At 56.7% G+C, this 16,325-nt stretch carries 13 protein-coding genes; 8 read left to right on the forward strand and 5 right to left on the reverse strand.

Annotated features, from left to right (window positions below):
• Positions 1–75 precede the first annotated feature (75 nt).
• A complete protein-coding gene (rhlB, locus tag RHM65_RS00795) occupies positions 76–1,554 on the forward strand; it encodes an ATP-dependent RNA helicase RhlB (protein WP_322167838.1) in 1,479 nt (492 codons plus the stop codon).
• A 178-nt stretch (positions 1,555–1,732) separates the two neighbouring features.
• Here the strand turns inward: rhlB and moaE are convergent, their stop codons facing one another.
• From moaE to RHM65_RS00820, 5 genes are all read right to left on the reverse strand, one after another.
• Positions 1,733–2,188: a molybdopterin synthase catalytic subunit MoaE gene (gene moaE, locus RHM65_RS00800; protein WP_322167837.1), complete on the reverse strand. Its 456-nt coding sequence runs from the start codon at positions 2,186–2,188 to the stop codon at positions 1,733–1,735.
• A gap of 2 nt (positions 2,189–2,190) precedes the next feature.
• On the reverse strand, positions 2,191–2,436 hold the full coding sequence (gene moaD / locus RHM65_RS00805; RefSeq protein ID WP_322167836.1) for a molybdopterin converting factor subunit 1: 246 nt from the start codon (positions 2,434–2,436) through the stop codon (positions 2,191–2,193).
• Entirely contained in the window at positions 2,433–2,915 is a 483-nt protein-coding gene (gene moaC / locus RHM65_RS00810; RefSeq protein ID WP_322167835.1) for a cyclic pyranopterin monophosphate synthase MoaC, read from the reverse strand. The genes moaD and moaC overlap by 4 nt, the downstream gene beginning before the upstream one ends.
• Positions 2,916–3,094: 179 nt before the next feature.
• Positions 3,095–4,489: a PhoH family protein gene (locus tag RHM65_RS00815; protein ID WP_322167834.1), complete on the reverse strand. Its 1,395-nt coding sequence runs from the start codon at positions 4,487–4,489 to the stop codon at positions 3,095–3,097.
• Between the two features lie 349 nt (positions 4,490–4,838).
• Entirely contained in the window at positions 4,839–5,963 is a 1,125-nt protein-coding gene (locus RHM65_RS00820; RefSeq protein ID WP_322167833.1) for a polysaccharide deacetylase family protein, read from the reverse strand.
• 247 nt (positions 5,964–6,210) lie between these two features.
• On the opposite strand from RHM65_RS00820, the gene yaaA reads away from it, so the two are divergent.
• From yaaA to algG, 7 genes are all read left to right on the forward strand, one after another.
• Positions 6,211–6,990: a peroxide stress protein YaaA gene (gene yaaA / locus RHM65_RS00825; RefSeq protein WP_322167832.1), complete on the forward strand. Its 780-nt coding sequence runs from the start codon at positions 6,211–6,213 to the stop codon at positions 6,988–6,990.
• A gap of 714 nt (positions 6,991–7,704) precedes the next feature.
• Positions 7,705–9,021: a UDP-glucose/GDP-mannose dehydrogenase family protein gene (locus tag RHM65_RS00830; protein WP_322167831.1), complete on the forward strand. Its 1,317-nt coding sequence runs from the start codon at positions 7,705–7,707 to the stop codon at positions 9,019–9,021.
• Positions 9,022–9,129: 108 nt separating this feature from the next.
• The gene (gene alg8, locus RHM65_RS00835) at positions 9,130–10,614 is read left to right on the forward strand and encodes a mannuronan synthase (protein ID WP_322170756.1); all 1,485 of its coding nucleotides are present in this window, start codon (positions 9,130–9,132) and stop codon (positions 10,612–10,614) included.
• A gap of 40 nt (positions 10,615–10,654) precedes the next feature.
• A complete protein-coding gene (locus RHM65_RS00840) occupies positions 10,655–11,827 on the forward strand; it encodes a PilZ domain-containing protein (RefSeq protein WP_322167830.1) in 1,173 nt (390 codons plus the stop codon).
• Between the two features lie 2 nt (positions 11,828–11,829).
• Entirely contained in the window at positions 11,830–13,245 is a 1,416-nt protein-coding gene (algK, locus tag RHM65_RS00845) for an alginate biosynthesis TPR repeat lipoprotein AlgK (protein ID WP_322167829.1), read from the forward strand.
• Positions 13,242–14,714: an alginate export family protein gene (locus RHM65_RS00850; protein WP_322167828.1), complete on the forward strand. Its 1,473-nt coding sequence runs from the start codon at positions 13,242–13,244 to the stop codon at positions 14,712–14,714. The genes algK and RHM65_RS00850 overlap by 4 nt, the downstream gene beginning before the upstream one ends.
• A 25-nt stretch (positions 14,715–14,739) precedes the next feature.
• Positions 14,740–16,317: a mannuronan 5-epimerase AlgG gene (algG, locus tag RHM65_RS00855; RefSeq protein WP_322167827.1), complete on the forward strand. Its 1,578-nt coding sequence runs from the start codon at positions 14,740–14,742 to the stop codon at positions 16,315–16,317.
• Positions 16,318–16,325 lie beyond the last annotated feature (8 nt).

Genomic DNA, 16,325 nt, shown 5'->3' on the forward strand with positions numbered 1-16,325 from the left:
TTTCGGTATGGCACTACGCCGCGCGGAGTTCTTGCTTTACACTGCCCGACGTACATTCCTTAATCAATTGATGAGATGACCGTGCTCAAAGCACTCAAAAAGATGTTCGGTAAAAGCGAGGTTGTGCAACTCGCGCCCAGCCCTATCGCCTCTTCGCCTGTTGCCGTCGGCCCAACCGACAGCGATGTACGGCAACGCACTACCTCTCATTCGGCACCTGTCAGCGCGCCTGTCCAGGGTCAAACCGCAGAAGTCGTCACCGCAAAAGTCGAACAACCCAAGCCAGAACGCCCTCGTCGCGAACGCGCGGCTAAACCGCCGGTCAGCACCTGGAAGCTTGAAGACTTTGTGGTTGAACCACAGGAAGGCAAAACCCGCTTCCACGATTTCAACTTGTCGCCTGAATTGATGCACGCCATCCACGACCTGGGTTTCCCGTACTGCACGCCGATTCAGGCTGAAGTATTAGGTTTCACCCTCGCGGGTAAAGATGCCATTGGTCGCGCACAAACCGGCACCGGCAAAACCGCAGCGTTTCTGATTTCGATCATCACTCAACTGCAGCAAACCCCACCGCCTAAAGAGCGGTATATGGGCGAGCCGCGCGCGTTGATCATCGCACCAACCCGCGAATTGGTGGTGCAAATCGCCAAAGACGCGGCGCTCCTCACTAAATACACTGGCCTGAACGTCATGACGTTCGTCGGCGGCATGGACTTCGACAAGCAGCTCAAGCAGCTTGAAGCCCGTCACTGCGACATTCTGGTGGCGACGCCGGGCCGTTTGCTGGACTTCAACCAGCGCGGTGAAGTGCATTTGGACATGGTCGAAGTGATGGTGCTGGACGAAGCTGACCGCATGCTCGACATGGGCTTCATCCCGCAAGTTCGGCAGATCATCCGTCAGACCCCGCATAAGGGCGAACGCCAGACCCTGCTGTTCTCCGCGACCTTCACCGAAGACGTGATGAACCTCGCCAAGCAGTGGACGACCGAGCCTTCAATCGTTGAAATCGAAGCTTTGAACGTGGCCAGCGAAATGGTCGAGCAGCATATCTATGCCGTGGCCGCCGCTGACAAATACAAGCTGCTCTATAACCTGGTGACCGAGAATAATTGGGAACGGGTGATGGTGTTTGCTAACCGCAAAGACGAAGTGCGGCGCATTGAAGAGCGTCTGGTCCGTGATGGCGTGAACGCTGCGCAGTTGTCGGGCGACGTACCTCAACACAAACGCATCAAGACGCTGGAAGGCTTTCGCGAAGGCAAGATTCGCGTGTTGGTTGCCACAGACGTCGCCGGTCGCGGCATTCACATCGACGGCATCAGCCATGTGATCAACTTCACTCTGCCGGAAGTACCGGATGATTACGTGCACCGCATCGGCCGTACCGGTCGTGCAGGCGCCAGCGGTGTGTCGATCAGCTTTGCCGGCGAAGATGACTCGTATCAGTTGCCTTCAATCGAAGCGCTGCTGGGCCGCAAAATCAGCTGCGAAACGCCGCCGATGGAATTGTTGAAACCGGTCGTGCGCAAGAGCGCTGTGCCGTTGTAAGAAAATCTTCCCACGGGGATTTGCGCAAATACCTGTGGGGAGCCGGCTTGCCGACGAAAGCAGCCGTTCAGCCACTGCAGGTCTAACCGACTTAGCATTAGCGCTGCAGCCACTGAACGCTTCGCAGGCAAGCCGGACTCCCACAGATATGCATATCTGATCAGATTCAGAGTTTGCCTCAAGCCTTGTCCCAACGCCCCGCCGCCGCATGATCACTGTCCCGGCCTTCAACCCACCGCGGCCCGTCACGGGTGTTTTCTTTCTTCCAGAACGGCGCTCGGGTTTTCAAGTAGTCCATCACGAACGCACAGGCATCGAACGCCGCTTGCCGGTGCGCACTGGCGACACCCACAAACACGATCGGCTCACCCGGTTCAAGCGCACCAATTCGATGCAGCACGTCGAGTTTCAGCAACGGCCAGCGCTGCTCAGCTTCGGCCGTGATCTTGGCCAAGGCTTTTTCGGTCATGCCCGGATAATGTTCAAGAAACATCCCCGCCACTTCCCGGCCTTCGTTGAAATCACGCACATAGCCCACAAAACTGACCACCGCGCCGACGCCCACATTAGCCGCGTGTAAGGCGTTGACTTCCAGGCCCGGATCAAACGCCGCTGTCTGCACCCGAATCGCCATGTTCAGCCTCCGGTCACAGGTGGGAAAAACGCGACTTCGTCACCTGACATCAGCGGCTCGTCGAGTTGACACAGCTCTTCGTTACGCGCGCACATCAGATTTTGTTCAGCCAGGATTTGCCAGGCTCCACCGCGCAACATCAAATGCTCACGCAGCGCTCGGACGCTGGTGTACTCGCCCTCCACCGTTTCAGTGTCCAGGCCTAACACTTCGCGAAACCGGGCGAAATACAACACCTGAGTACTCATTGAGCACCCGTTTCGTCGGCAATAAAATGCCCGCTTTTACCGCCAAGTTTTTCCAACAGCCGTACATTCTCAATGACCATGCCTCGGTCCACCGCTTTACACATGTCATAAATCGTCAACGCCGCGATGCTGGCGGCGGTCAGCGCTTCCATTTCCACTCCGGTCTGCCCGGAAAGCTTGCAGCGGGCGACGATCCGCACTGCGTCTTCACCGTCCGCGCTCAGCTCGACTTTAATGCCAGTCAGCATCAATGGGTGGCACAACGGGATCAGATCAGAGGTTTTCTTCGCCGCCTGAATACCGGCAATGCGCGCCACGGCAAACACATCCCCTTTGGGATGACCGCCGCTGACAATCATGTGCAGGGTTTCGGGGCGCATACGTACAAACGCTTCGGCCACCGCTTCACGGAACGTCACGTCTTTATCAGTGACGTCGACCATATTGGCGCGACCTTGGGAATCGAGATGAGTCAGCACAACGTTACTCCTGAGCAGGAGCGGGGAGTGTAAACCTAAAATGGGGCACGCTAACAAACCTGTGGGAGCGGATTCATCCGCGAATACGGCGGTGCAGGCGATACCTCTTTTGCGCCTGATAAGCCGCTTTCGCGAATGAATTCGCTCCCACAGGGGTCCTCCATTGCCAGCAAACGTTCTTACAAATGACTCTCCGCGTATTCGGCCAGAATCGAGCGCGGCACCCCTTGCAGAGAAATATGCACCCCATTAGGGAAGTCTTTGAAACGCTCTGTCAGGTAAGTAAGGCCAGAACTGGTGGCCGACAGGTAAGGCGTATCGATTTGCGCCAGGTTGCCTAGGCACACCACTTTGGAACCGGCACCGGCACGGGTAATGATGGTTTTCATCTGGTGCGGGGTCAGGTTCTGGCATTCGTCGATCAGGATCAGGCTTTGCTGGAAACTGCGGCCTCGGATGTAGTTAAGGGATTTGAATTGCAACGGCACTTTGCTGAGGATGTAGTCGACACTGCCATGGGTGTTTTCGTCATCCATGTGCAGCGCTTCAAGGTTGTCGGTGATGGCGCCCAGCCAAGGCTCCATTTTCTCGGCTTCGGTGCCCGGCAGGAAACCGATCTCCTGATCCAGCCCTTGCACGCTACGGGTCGCGATGATGCGGCGATAGCGCTTACTGACCATGGTTTGCTCGATAGCTGCGGCCAACGCGAGAATGGTTTTACCGGAACCGGCCGCGCCCGACAGGTTGACCAAGTGAATGTCCGGATCAAGCAGCGCAAACAGTGCCAGGCCCTGATAGATGTCGCGCGGTTTGAGGCCCCAGGCTTCTTGATGCAGCAAGGGTTCTTGGTGCATGTCCAGAATCAGCAATTCATCGGCTTTGATGCCTTTGATCCAGCCCACAAAACCTTGTGCATCAATGATGAACTCGTTGATGTGTACCGCAGGAAGATTATCGGTGAGCTGCACGCGGTGCCAAGTGCGCCCGTGATCTTGCCGGGTTTCAACCTTGCTGACGCGGTCCCAAAATGAGCCCGTCATGGTGTGATATCCACGCGACAACATGGAAACGTCGTCGACCAGTTGATCAGTGCTGTAGTCCTCCGAGGCGATCCCACACGCCCGCGCCTTGAGGCGCATGTTGATGTCCTTGGTCACCAGCACCAGGCGCAAATCCTTGTCGCGCGCATGCAGGTCGATCAATTGGTTGATGATGATGTTGTCGTTCAGATGCTCAGGTAACAGGCTATTGGGCTCATGACGCTTGTTCATGAGAATCGATAGAAAGCCTTTGCAGATACCGGTGCCGCGATCAATCGGTACGCCTAACTCAACCTCCTCTGGTGTTGCGCCGCCTAATGTTTTGTCGATCAGTCGAATGGCTTGACGGCATTCGGCAGCGACGGAGTGTTTGCCCGCCTTGAGCTTGTCCAGCTCTTCAAGAACGGTCATGGGGATGGTGACGTGATGTTCTTCGAAATTCAGCAAAGCGTTTGGATCATGGATCAATACGTTGGTATCAAGCACGTACATGATTGGCTGGTTAGAGGAAGGGGTGCGTCCGTGATCATCCATACTCGCTCACCTTTTTTAGGAGCTAAGCGACGCAATACCACACAGTGCTGCGCCACGGTAAGGCCGCCGAACTCTCCTCTTCGGACAGAGGAGACATGCTCAAGATGGGTCTGGGATGACGCCACCTGTGTTGCAGGTTTCGGCGATCTACAGTGGTAATACCGCAAAAGGCATGACAGTAAGAAGCTCTTTGACACTTTTTTGAAGTTTATTTTGCGGTGTGACGAATAGCCCTTGGCGGGACCCTCAAGCACCGTTAAAGTCCGAAGTCCGCCTGACCCGAATGACCGCAAAAAACCCTCTTTCGCGTTCCACTCAAATGGATTGCACGCCTTGTCCAGCGGACCTCTCAGGGATAACCGTGGCAATCCTGCCATTGGAGTCCACTTTGTGCGGTGTTGGCGAGCAACCAGGGCAATGCGGTTTCGATTTTGTTGTTGGTGTCATGGAACACGATCACCCCGCGCCGCCATAGCAACATCAACGTCAACACCCGCTGACCCGTCTGATCGGCCGTGATCTCACGGCTCCAGTCTTCTGAATCGATATTCCACAACGACACCTTCAAACCCTGAGCACGGAAGAACTCGGCGCTGTCGGCACGACGTTGGCCATAGGGCGGCCGGAACAAAGGTATGTAATCGTCTGGCAGCGCCTGCTGTAACAACACCGCGCTGCGCGTCACCGAGCTTTGCCAATCGACCCATTGGCTGTGCGAACGGTATTGCCACCCCTCGGATCCCACACATTGTTGTTTGTACAACGCCTGCACATCGGCCGCCGAAGTTTCGTTTTGGCGTGTCTGGAAGGTTTTCCCCAGCACGAAGAACGTGGCATTGAGTTTGCGCTGACGCAGGTAATCAGTCAGCCAGTCGGTCGTCCCATCGACCACGGTCGGGCCGCTGTTGAAGCTGAGCAGGAACGTGCGATCCCCAAGTTCATCGCCGGTCAGTTCGTCGGAGTTATAGCGTTCGATCTCGCTGCTGGTCAGCGGAAACAGCGCTGCCATGTGCAGCAACTCGGTCAGGTAACGCTCTTGAAAAGCATGACTGGGGAGATCCCAGGCGGCGTAGAACGAGTCATCGGCGATCACAAACTTGGTGGCTTGTTCACGCAGCGTCTCCATGTCATCAACTAACACACAGAACGAAGCGTCTTCTTCGCAGCTTCGTTGGGCAAATTGATAGTTCTCCAACAATCGCGTCCAAAAGCGCTGGCGGATCAGGTTCAGCGACACCATGTTGATCTTCCTCAGACCCAGTCGCACCTTGAGAGCGGCTTCATCTTGGGCTTCACTGGCAATCAACGCATGGGCAAACGCCAGGATTTCGGCACGCGACGCGACATCAAACAACGCTGGGGTGGTCAATTGTTCCGGCCAAAAGCTGCGGTTAATCGTCGCCAGCGGCACCGGGCCAGCGGCGTGGGCGTTGAGCCAGAACAGACAGGCCGAAATAAAAAAAACAATGCGCACAATCAGATCCCCAGAAATAGCTCGCGGCGCACTATAACCTGCCTTCGTGAATGAGTTCGCGCCACAGACAACGGGTAAATCCGAAACCCCTATGGGAGCGAATTCATTCGCGAAAGGAACGGCGCGGTGTATCCGGTTGACCGCGCGGCCGGCTTCGCGAATAAATTCGCTCCCGCTTGATAGGTGCCACTGGAGTCCACCCTCATCACCCCCTAGAATCGCGCCCACGATTACAGGAGACAACTTTATGCTGATGGTGATTTCCCCGGCTAAAACCCTCGACTTCGAGACACCTTCGGTCACGAAGCGCTTCACCCAGCCGCAGTACCTGGACCACTCTCAAGAACTGATCGTCCAACTGCGTGAGTTGGCCCCCGCGCAAATCGCCGATTTGATGCACCTGTCAGACAAGCTCTCCGGCCTTAATGCCGCCCGCTTTGGCAGTTGGACACCTGACTTCACCCCTGAAAACGCCAAGCAGGCGTTGCTGGCGTTCAAAGGTGATGTCTACACCGGGCTGCAGGCAGAAAATTTCACCGACGCGGATTTCACTTATGCCCAAGACCATCTGCGGATGCTCTCGGGTCTGTATGGTCTGTTGCGTCCACTGGACCTGATGCAACCGTATCGGCTGGAGATGGGCACCAAACTGGCCAACGCTCGCGGCAAAGACCTGTATGCGTTCTGGGGTACACAGATCAGTGAATGGTTAAACCAGGCGTTACTCGAACAAGGCGATGACCTGCTGCTCAACCTGGCGTCCAACGAGTACTTCTCGGCGGTGAAACGCTCGGCACTCAACGCGCGAATCATCAATACCCAATTCCGTGACCTGAAGAACGGCCAGTACAAAATCATCAGCTTCTACGCCAAGAAAGCCCGGGGCATGATGAGCCGGTTTGTGATCAAGGAGCAGATCAATACCCCCGAAGCACTCAAGCAATTTGATGCCCACGGCTATCACTACAGCCCAGCCCACTCGAAAACCGACACATTGGTATTTCTACGGGACACACCTACCGAGTGACACGCCTGGCAAGCACATCGATATTTAAGCGTGGGAGCGCGATGGACCGCGATACGCGCCAATAGGCCAATCCGAGCCTAAAGCATGCCGACTATTTGACGCCAATAAAACAACCTAAATTTAAAGACTCTAAGCTGCACAACATTATTTATGACTTATTTCGCCCTCGCCTCACACCTCATTTTAAGTAGTGGCCTATAAACATCCTTTAGTCCCAACTACCCGCTAACTAAGGCTTAAACTAAAAAGGCCATCATTGCGCAGGCTCTACTTCGCGCACTTGGCACACTGCCACTGGGCAGAAATAGGTGAACCCGCTCAGGAACTAATATATAACTTATAAGCTCTTACCTTCCGTAACAATTATTGTCTGCGACGTAAGTCTTCTCTTACACAGCGGCGGGACGATCAAGGAAGTTAAGTTATCCTTTCTAAGCAGCGTTATCGTAGTCGATGGATAGCATCAGGAGACACGCGCATTCCCCGTCACGCCAAAGAACGGGAGAAGCACCTCTCTAAATGGGTAAGAGCCTGAATACAGGCCATTTTCGCCCGTTTTACGTATTCTTGAGTCAGCCTTTGCGGGCACTCACACTTTGAAAAATGCCGACGTTCAACAGCGCGACTTCTATAGCCGCTCACTGCTGAGCGGATGATTTCTGCTGGACACCTACTTACCAGCCAATTATGGCGTGAATGAACAAGGAGATTACGATGCGTATTAGCATCTTTGGTTTAGGCTATGTCGGCGCGGTATGTGCCGGCTGCCTGTCTGCCCGCGGTCACGATGTAGTTGGGGTGGATATTTCAAGCGCCAAGATTGATCTGATTAACAATGGCCACTCGCCCATAGTTGAACCTGGACTGGAAGAACTGCTGGCACTAGGGATTAAGACCGGAAAACTAAGAGGCACTACTGATTTTGCTGCTGCTATTCGCGACACTGATCTATCGATGATTTGTGTGGGTACACCGAGCAAGAAAAATGGCGATTTGGAGCTCGATTACATTGAATCCGTCTGCCGTGAAATTGGCTTTGTCCTGCGTGATAAAACCACTCGCCACACCATTGTCGTGCGCAGCACCGTGTTGCCCGGCACCGTCGCCAACGTCGTTATTCCGATCCTCGAAGACTGTTCCGGCAAGAAAGCCGGCATCGACTTTGGCGTGGCGGTAAACCCTGAATTCCTGCGCGAAAGCACAGCGATCAAAGACTACGATCAACCGCCCATGACCGTCATCGGCGAGTTCGACACCGCGTCTGGTGATGTGCTGCAAACCCTGTACGAGGAACTCGACGCGCCGATCATCCGCAAGGACATCGCTGTTGCCGAGATGATCAAGTACACCTGCAACGTCTGGCACGCCACCAAAGTGACCTTCGCCAACGAAATCGGCAACATCGCCAAAGCGGTCGGCGTCGATGGCAGGGAAGTGATGGAAGTGGTCTGCCAAGACAAAACCCTCAACCTCTCCCAGTACTACATGCGTCCCGGCTTCGCCTTTGGTGGCTCTTGCCTGCCCAAAGACGTGCGCGCCCTGACCTACCGTGCAGGTTCGTTGGACGTTGAAGCGCCCCTGCTCAACTCGCTGATGCGCAGCAACGTTTCCCAGGTGCAAAACGCCTTCGACATCATCACCAGCCACGACAAACGCAAAATCGCCCTGCTTGGCTTGAGCTTCAAAGCCGGCACCGACGACCTGCGTGAAAGCCCGCTGGTTGACCTGGCGGAGATGTTGATCGGCAAGGGTTACGACCTGAGCATCTACGACACCAATGTCGAATACGCCCGTATGCACGGCGCGAACAAGGAATACATCGAGTCGAAGATCCCCCACGTCTCGTCCTTGCTCAACTCAAACTTCGAAGACGTGATCAACCATTCCGACGTGATCATTCTGGGCAACCGCGATGAGAGGTTCCGCGCCTTGGCCGACAAAGCCCCCGCAGGCAAACAGGTCATCGACCTGGTTGGTTTCATGACCAACGCCACCAGCGAAAGTGGCCGCATCGAAGGGATTTGCTGGTAACGACAAACCTGTAGGAGCCAACGTGTTGGCGAGCTTTAGATTGCTTCGCCAACACGTTGGCGCCTACAGAACCACGGTTCGCTCTTACCATTCCCGATACGGATGCAGATTATGCACACGCTAAAGCACGGGCTCCTTCAGGCTGCCGGTTGGCTGTTCTATCTCAGTTTATTGATGGGCATCGCACTGGCATTGCCCACCAGTATCTTCGACCCACAGTCGAAGGACTTCCTGTTCTTGATTGGCTTTGTCGGCATCTGGCGCTACTCCATGGGTGCCACGCACTTTGTGCGCGGCATGTTGTTTCTGTACGTGGTTTATCCGCACTTGCGCCGCAAAGTTCGTACGTTGGGCGCAGCGGGCGACCCGTCCCATGTGTTCCTGATGGTTACCAGCTTTCGAATTGACGCCCTGACCACCGCGCAGGTGTACCGCTCGGTGATTCAGGAAGCCATTGACTGCGGTTACCCGACCACCGTGGTGTGTTCGTTGGTGGAAATGTCCGACGAGCTATTGGTCAAGAGCATGTGGGCCAGGCTCAACCCGCCAGAGCACGTGAAACTGGACTTCGTGCGCATCGCCGGTACCGGCAAACGTGACGGACTGGCCTTCGGCTTCCGGGCGATTTCCCGGCACTTGCCCGATGCCCGCGCCGTAGTTGCGGTGATCGATGGTGACACCGTGCTCAGCCCCGGTGTGGTGCGTAAAACCGTGCCCTGGTTCCAGCTGTTCGGCAACGTCGGCGGCCTGACCACCAATGAATTTTGCGAAGTGCGCGGCGGCTACATCATGGCCCAGTGGCACAAACTGCGCTTCGCTCAGCGCCACCTCAACATGTGTTCCATGGCCCTCTCCAAGCGCGTGCTGACCATGACCGGTCGGATGTCGGTGTTCCGCGCTGAAGTGGTGACCAACCCGGATTTCATTGCTGACGTCGAAAGCGACTCCCTGGAGCATTGGCGCCTGGGCACCTTCAAGTTTCTTACCGGCGATGACAAGTCCAGTTGGTTCAGCCTGATGCGTCTGGGCTACGACACTTTCTACGTGCCGGATGCGGCGATCAATACGGTTGAGCACCCACCGGAAAAGAGCTTCCTCAAAGCCAGCCGCAAACTGATGTTTCGCTGGTACGGCAACAATTTGCGTCAGAACTCACGGGCCTTGGGCCTGGGGGTACGACGCCTCGGGTGGTTCACCAGCGTGGTGCTGTTCGACCAGCGGGTATCGATGTGGACCTCGATTCTTGGCCTGACCGTCGCCGTGATTGCCAGCTGCAAATACGGCGTGACGTTCATCCTGGTTTATCTGCTGTGGATTGGCCTGACCCGCTTGATTTTGACCCTGCTGCTGTCCTGCACTGGCCACCGGATCGGCCCTGCCTACCCAGTGATTCTCTATTACAACCAGATCGTCGGCGCGCTGGTGAAGATCTACGTGTTCTTCCGCCTGGATCAACAGTCCTGGACCCGCCAGGACACCAAACTCACTCGCGACCTGGCCAGCTTTCAACGTTGGTTCAATACATGGTCGTCCCGAACCATGACGTTCTCGGCTGGCAGCGTGTTCGTTGCGGTGCTGCTGGGGATGGTGTGAGCGGGCCGATGGATCAAATCAATTTAGTAGGAGCTACGCCATGAATACCGCCGTGAATGCCAATGTTGTGCACGAATCAGAAGCCCAGCGCCAGCACGCCCGGATCAAAATTCCCGCGAAGCTGCGCTTGCTCAACGGGCAGCCCAATGCACCGCTGGTACGGGTTGAAGATCTGTCTGCCGGCGGCTTGAGTTACCTCGCGCCCCACCATCAGAAACCCTGCATTGGCGACGTCATCAAAGGGCGTTTGCAATTCCTGGTCGACAACCTTGGCCTGGCCATGGACATTGAATTGCAAGTCCGTTCGGTGGACGCCGTGACCGGCCGCGTCGGCTGCCAATTCCAGAACCTGGAACAGCAAGACATCGCCACGCTGCGCCACTTGATCACCTCGCACTTGAGCGGCGACATCGTGACCATGGGCGAAGTGCTTGCTACCTTGCAGCGCGATAACTTCACCAAGGCGCGCAAGCAAAAAGGCAGCGGCGGCGGCATGTCGGCCTTTGCACGAGTCAGAGCCGTGACCTTCAGCGCCGGCATTTTCGTCGTCGGTCTGGTCGCGTTCGGTTTCATCTTCAAGTCGGTCTACGGTTTGTACTTCGTCAGCCATGCAACGGCTGGCGTGGTCAGCGTTGCCAGCCTTGACGTGACGATGCCCCGAGAAGGCACCGTGCAAAGCTTGATAGGCATCGACGGAGTGGTGGCCAAAGGTGCCCCGCTCGCCTCGTTCAATACCAGCATGCTGGAAATGCTCAAAGACCATTTGGCAGACACTGAGCTGCAACCGGCAAAAATCGAAGAGCTGTTCGCCCGCCAGCTCAGCGGCACCTTGACCAGCCCGTGTGATTGCGTGGTCGCCAAGCAACTGATCCCGGATGGCCAGTTCGCCGGCAAAGGCGCGGTGATTTTCCAACTCGTGCCACGCAACACCCAAGCCGACATCGAAGCGCGTTTCACCTATCGCCAATTCGCCGACGTACGTCCCGGCGCTCGCGTGAACTTCCAAGTGGCTGGCGACGATACCCTTCGCGGCGGCAAGATCATCAGCAGCGCCAACTTGAGCAGCGTCGACTTGTCCACCGACATCCGCGTGCGGATCAAGCCGGATGAAGCCCTGAGCAGCAGTTTGTCCGGCCGCCCGGTGGAAGTCACCAGCGACCATGGTCCGTCGTTGAACTGGCTGATCGACAAAGCCACGGCAGCAGGTCTCTGATCATGGCCCGCCCTCTAAGTCCGCTAAAAACCCTGTCGACCCCGACGATGCTGGGCCTGGCGGTCGCGATTGGCCTCAGCGGTTGTATCAACCTGCCCGATCAGCGCTTGGCCAATGAAGCGCTCAAACGCGGTGACACCGCTTTGGCGACCCAGAATTATCGGCAACTGGCCGACCTGGGTTATAGCGATGCCCAAGTGGGGCTGGCCGATATTCAGGTGGAAACCCACGACCCGGAACAACTCAAGTTGGCCGAGGCCACTTACCGCGCGGCGGCTGATACCTCGCCACGGGCCCAAGCGCGATTGGGTCGGTTGTTGGTGGCGCGTCCTGATGCGACCGAAGCCGAGCACCATGAAGCCGAAGGCCTGCTGAAAAAAGCCTTTGCTACGGGCGAAGGCGGCACCTTGATTCCACTGGCAATGCTCTACCTGCAATTCCCGCAAAGTTTCCCCAACGTTAACGCGCAGAAAAAAATCGATCAGTGGACGGCAGCGCGTTACCCGGAAGCCAACCTGGCGCAAGTGCTGCTCTATCGCACCCAGAACACCTACGACCAACACCTCGATGACGTCGAACGCCTGTGCAAAGCCGCACTGATCGCCACCGATATTTGCTACGTCGAACTGGCCACTGTTTACCAAAAGCGCGCACAGGTCGAGCAACAGACCGCCTTAATCGTGCAACTGGAAGCGGCGCACGCCACTGGCAAAGTGTCCTCGCAACGGGTCGATGGCGTGGCCCGCGTATTGAGCGATGCCGACCTGGGCAAGCCCGACGAAAAAACCGCGCAACGCCTGTTGGAAGGCGTGGCGCCGGGTTATCCGATTTCCTGGGTGACCTTGGCAAAACTGCTTTATGACTTCCCCGAACTGGGCGACGTAAACAAGATGATGGAATACCTGAACAACGGTCGGGCGGCGGATCAACCCCGCGCCGAACTGCTGTTGGGCAAGCTGTATTACGAAGGCAAATGGGTGTTGCCAGACGCCAAAGTCGCCGAAGCCCACCTGAAAAAAGCCGAGGGCAGCGAAGTCGCCGCGCACTATTACTTGGGCCAGATCTATCGCCGTGGATACGTCGGCAAAGTCGATCCGCAAAAAGCCGTCGACCAATTGCTGATCGCCGCACGCGGAGGCCAAAACAGCGCCGACTACGCGCTAGCGCAGCTGTTTTCCCAAGGCCGTGGCACCCAGCCAAATCTGCTCAATGCCTACGTGTTCAGCCAATTGGCGCTGGCCCAAGGCACACCCGAAGCCACCGATCTCGCTCAGCAACTCAACGAACAACTACCGCCTGCACAACACGCCGACGCGCAACGCCTGTTGCAACAAGAGCAACAACTGCGCGGCACGACCACTCAGAACGCACGCGCCCTGAGTGCATTGCAGCAAGTAGATGGCGAGGAAGCCCTATGAAGTTGAATTCCTGGATGACCGCTGGATTGGGCCTGAGTATCTCTCTGCTCTCGGCCACGTCTGCCTTGGCCGCCGACATGACTGAAACCAAGAACTTCGGCCTCGAAGTTAAAGTCACCGGCCAGTCCGAAGACGACCGCGACTTAGGTACCCGAGGCGGCGGCGATGTTAACGGCCTCGGTCTCGACCTTCGCCCTTGGGCCTACGGCGAGCGCGGTGATTGGAGCGGTTACGTCATGGGTCAGGCCGTGACCTCGACCGACATTATCGAAACCGACACCCTGCAAAAAACCGACGACGCCGACAACAGCAGCGATAAGCGTAAACCGGACAAGAGCTATTTGGCCTTGCGCGAGTTCTGGATCGGCTACAAAGGCTTCACACCGTATCCGGGCGAGCAACTGCGCCTGGGTCGTCAACGCCTGCGCAACGACGACGGCATGTGGCGCGACACCAACATCGAAGCCGTGAACTGGAACTTCGACACCACCTTGTTACGCGCCCACCTAGGCGCGGCAGAACGCTTCAGCGAGTACCGCACCGACATCAGCGAGCTGTCGCCCAGAGACAAGGATCGGCTGCATGTCTATGGCGACATTTCCACCCAATGGATGCCGGGGCAATGGGCTGGCTTGCGGGTTCATCACACCCACGATGACGGCAAACTGAAGACCGGCCTTGATCAGACTGACTCGTTGGACAAGACCGAAAACGGCGATTTGACCTGGCTCGGCATCGAAGCCAACAGCGACGCTTACAACGCCCGTAACACCAACACCGTCAACTATTGGGCCAGCCTGACCGGGCTCACCGGCGACCGTGATTCCATCAGTCCACACACTGAAAACGGCGTGGTAACCGCCGGCGACAAACGCAGCGGCGACGTCAACGGTTGGGCCACCGACTTGGGCTTGCGTCTGCGTCTGGACCCGAACTGGCAAGTCGGTGCGGCCTATGCCCGCGCCAGTGGCGACTACGAACAAAACGGTCTGCAAAGTAACCGCTCCACCTTCACCGGCACTCAGGCACGAGTCCATCGTTTCGGTGAAGCGTTTCGTGGCGAAATGAACAACATTCAAAGCGCCACCTTATTCGGCTCCTGGATGTTGCGCGACGAATATGACGCCAGCCTGATCTACCACAAGTTCTGGCGAGTGGACGGCAATAAGCCCGTCGGCAGCGACGGCATCGACGCCGTCGACAACACCTACGACGCTCAAGGTGGCGTGGAATCAAGCACCTCGCTGCCGCTGATGGATGGCCGAAAAGACCTTGGACAGGAAATGGACCTGGTGGTCACCAAGTATTTCAAACAGGGCCTGTTGCCTGCCGGGCTTAGCCAGTCCATCAACGAACCGTCAGCACTGGTGCGTTTGCGCGGTGGCGTGTTCAAACCGGGCGACGCCTATGGCAGCGGCGTGGATTCGTACATGCACCGCGCCTTTATCGACGTCATCTGGCGCTTCTGATGCAAGCCGCGAAGGGAGCGATGCGATGAATAATGTCCATACCAAAAGCGCCATAGGCCTGCTCGTCAGCGCGTTACTGCTGAGCAGTGCAGCCGCCTTTGCTGCCGACGAACCCGCAGCGGCACCGCTGAAACAGGTCAAGGAATTGCTACAGGCCAAAACTTACACGGTGACCGATGCGCCCATTGGCCCGCTGGAATTGGCCAAGCCGAAACTGCCCAGCCTCACCGGCTACACCGCCGAAGCCGTGGCGAAAAAAATCGTCCGCAGCAAAATCGGCAAGGTCAAAGTCCGGCGAATGATGGAGCAGGACGCGCTCAAGGACTTCATCGGCGGCGATAACAAGATGGAGGAATGGGTCGCCCGCCAGCACGGCATTCCCCAGGCGATCTTTATCGAAGACGGCTACGTGAACCTGCGTGATCTGACCAAAAGTTTGCCCAAGCAGTATTTCAGCGAAACCTCCCCCGGCGTGTTTCTCGCCAAGTTACCCATCGTGGTGGGGCACAAAGGCATTCTTGAGATCGACGGCAAGACCCGCCAATTGCACCTGTCTCAAGAGTCCGGCGCGTTCTTGATCAACGACGGCATGTTGTTTGCCCATGACACCAAAATCACCGGCTGGCGCGAAGCGGACAACGGCCCGGCGACGTTTCGTACGCCGACCGAATTTCGGCCGTTCTTGCTGTCCTGGGGCGGCACCGAGACTTACATCGTCAACACCAAGGTCAGCAGCTTGGGCTACAACAACAGCAAGTCGTACGGGGTGAGTATTTCCCAATACACGCCGAACATGGCTGCCGTCATGAAGCGTGCACAACCGACCGGCTGGATCATCGGCTCGGAGTTCTCGGACATGTGGTACGGCTTCTACTGCTACGAAGCCCGGGACGTGGTGATCAAGGGCAACACCTACCGCGACAACATCGTTTATGGGATTGACCCCCACGACCGCTCCCATGGGCTGATCATTGCCGACAATACGGTGTACGGCACCCACAAAAAGCACGGGATCATTATTTCCCGTGAGGTCAACGACAGCTTCATCTTCAATAACCGCAGCTACGACAACAACCTGTCGGGACTGGTGATCGACCGTAACAGCATCAACAACCTGATCGCATATAACGAGATTTACCAGAACCACACCGACGGCATCACCTTGTACGAGAGCGGCGACAACCTGCTGTGGGGCAACCGCGTGATCAAAAATCGCCGCCACGGAATTCGGGTGCGCAACAGCGTGAACATCCGGCTATACGAAAACATCGCCATGGCCAACGGTTTGATGGGTGTCTATGGGCACATCAAAGACCTGAGCGATACCGACCGCGACATCGACCTCGACCCCTTTGATACCAAGGTGTCGCTGATTGTGGTGGGCGGCGAACTCGCGGCCAACGGTTCAGGCCCGCTGTCCATTGCATCGCCGCTGAGCGTTGAGCTGTATCGGGTCTCTATGCTCGCCCCGACCAAAACCAGCGGCATCAGCTTCAACGGCATTCTCGGTGAACGTCAGGACGAAATTCTCGACCTGATGGTCCGCCAGAAAAAAGCCGTGTTGATCGACCCGGTCGAACGCCAAACCGAACTCCGGGATTGAGGAAGAAC

Origin of the sequence: Pseudomonas sp. CCI4.2 (genome assembly GCF_034350045.1) — a bacterium.
Classification (GTDB): Bacteria; Pseudomonadota; Gammaproteobacteria; order Pseudomonadales; family Pseudomonadaceae; genus Aquipseudomonas.

Excerpts from the sequence above, each read along its gene's own strand:
- rhlB (WP_322167838.1), top strand. The coding sequence starts at position 76 with ATGACCGTGCTCAAAGCACTCAAAAAGATGTTCGGTAAAAGCGAGGTT.
- moaE (WP_322167837.1), bottom strand. The coding sequence starts at position 2,188 with ATGGCGATTCGGGTGCAGACAGCGGCGTTTGATCCGGGCCTGGAAGTC.
- moaD (WP_322167836.1), bottom strand. The coding sequence starts at position 2,436 with ATGAGTACTCAGGTGTTGTATTTCGCCCGGTTTCGCGAAGTGTTAGGC.
- RHM65_RS00815 (WP_322167834.1), bottom strand. The coding sequence starts at position 4,489 with ATGGATGATCACGGACGCACCCCTTCCTCTAACCAGCCAATCATGTAC.
- yaaA (WP_322167832.1), top strand. The coding sequence starts at position 6,211 with ATGCTGATGGTGATTTCCCCGGCTAAAACCCTCGACTTCGAGACACCT.
- RHM65_RS00830 (WP_322167831.1), top strand. The coding sequence starts at position 7,705 with ATGCGTATTAGCATCTTTGGTTTAGGCTATGTCGGCGCGGTATGTGCC.
- RHM65_RS00840 (WP_322167830.1), top strand. The coding sequence starts at position 10,655 with ATGAATACCGCCGTGAATGCCAATGTTGTGCACGAATCAGAAGCCCAG.
- algK (WP_322167829.1), top strand. The coding sequence starts at position 11,830 with ATGGCCCGCCCTCTAAGTCCGCTAAAAACCCTGTCGACCCCGACGATG.
- RHM65_RS00850 (WP_322167828.1), top strand. The coding sequence starts at position 13,242 with ATGAAGTTGAATTCCTGGATGACCGCTGGATTGGGCCTGAGTATCTCT.
- algG (WP_322167827.1), top strand. The coding sequence starts at position 14,740 with ATGAATAATGTCCATACCAAAAGCGCCATAGGCCTGCTCGTCAGCGCG.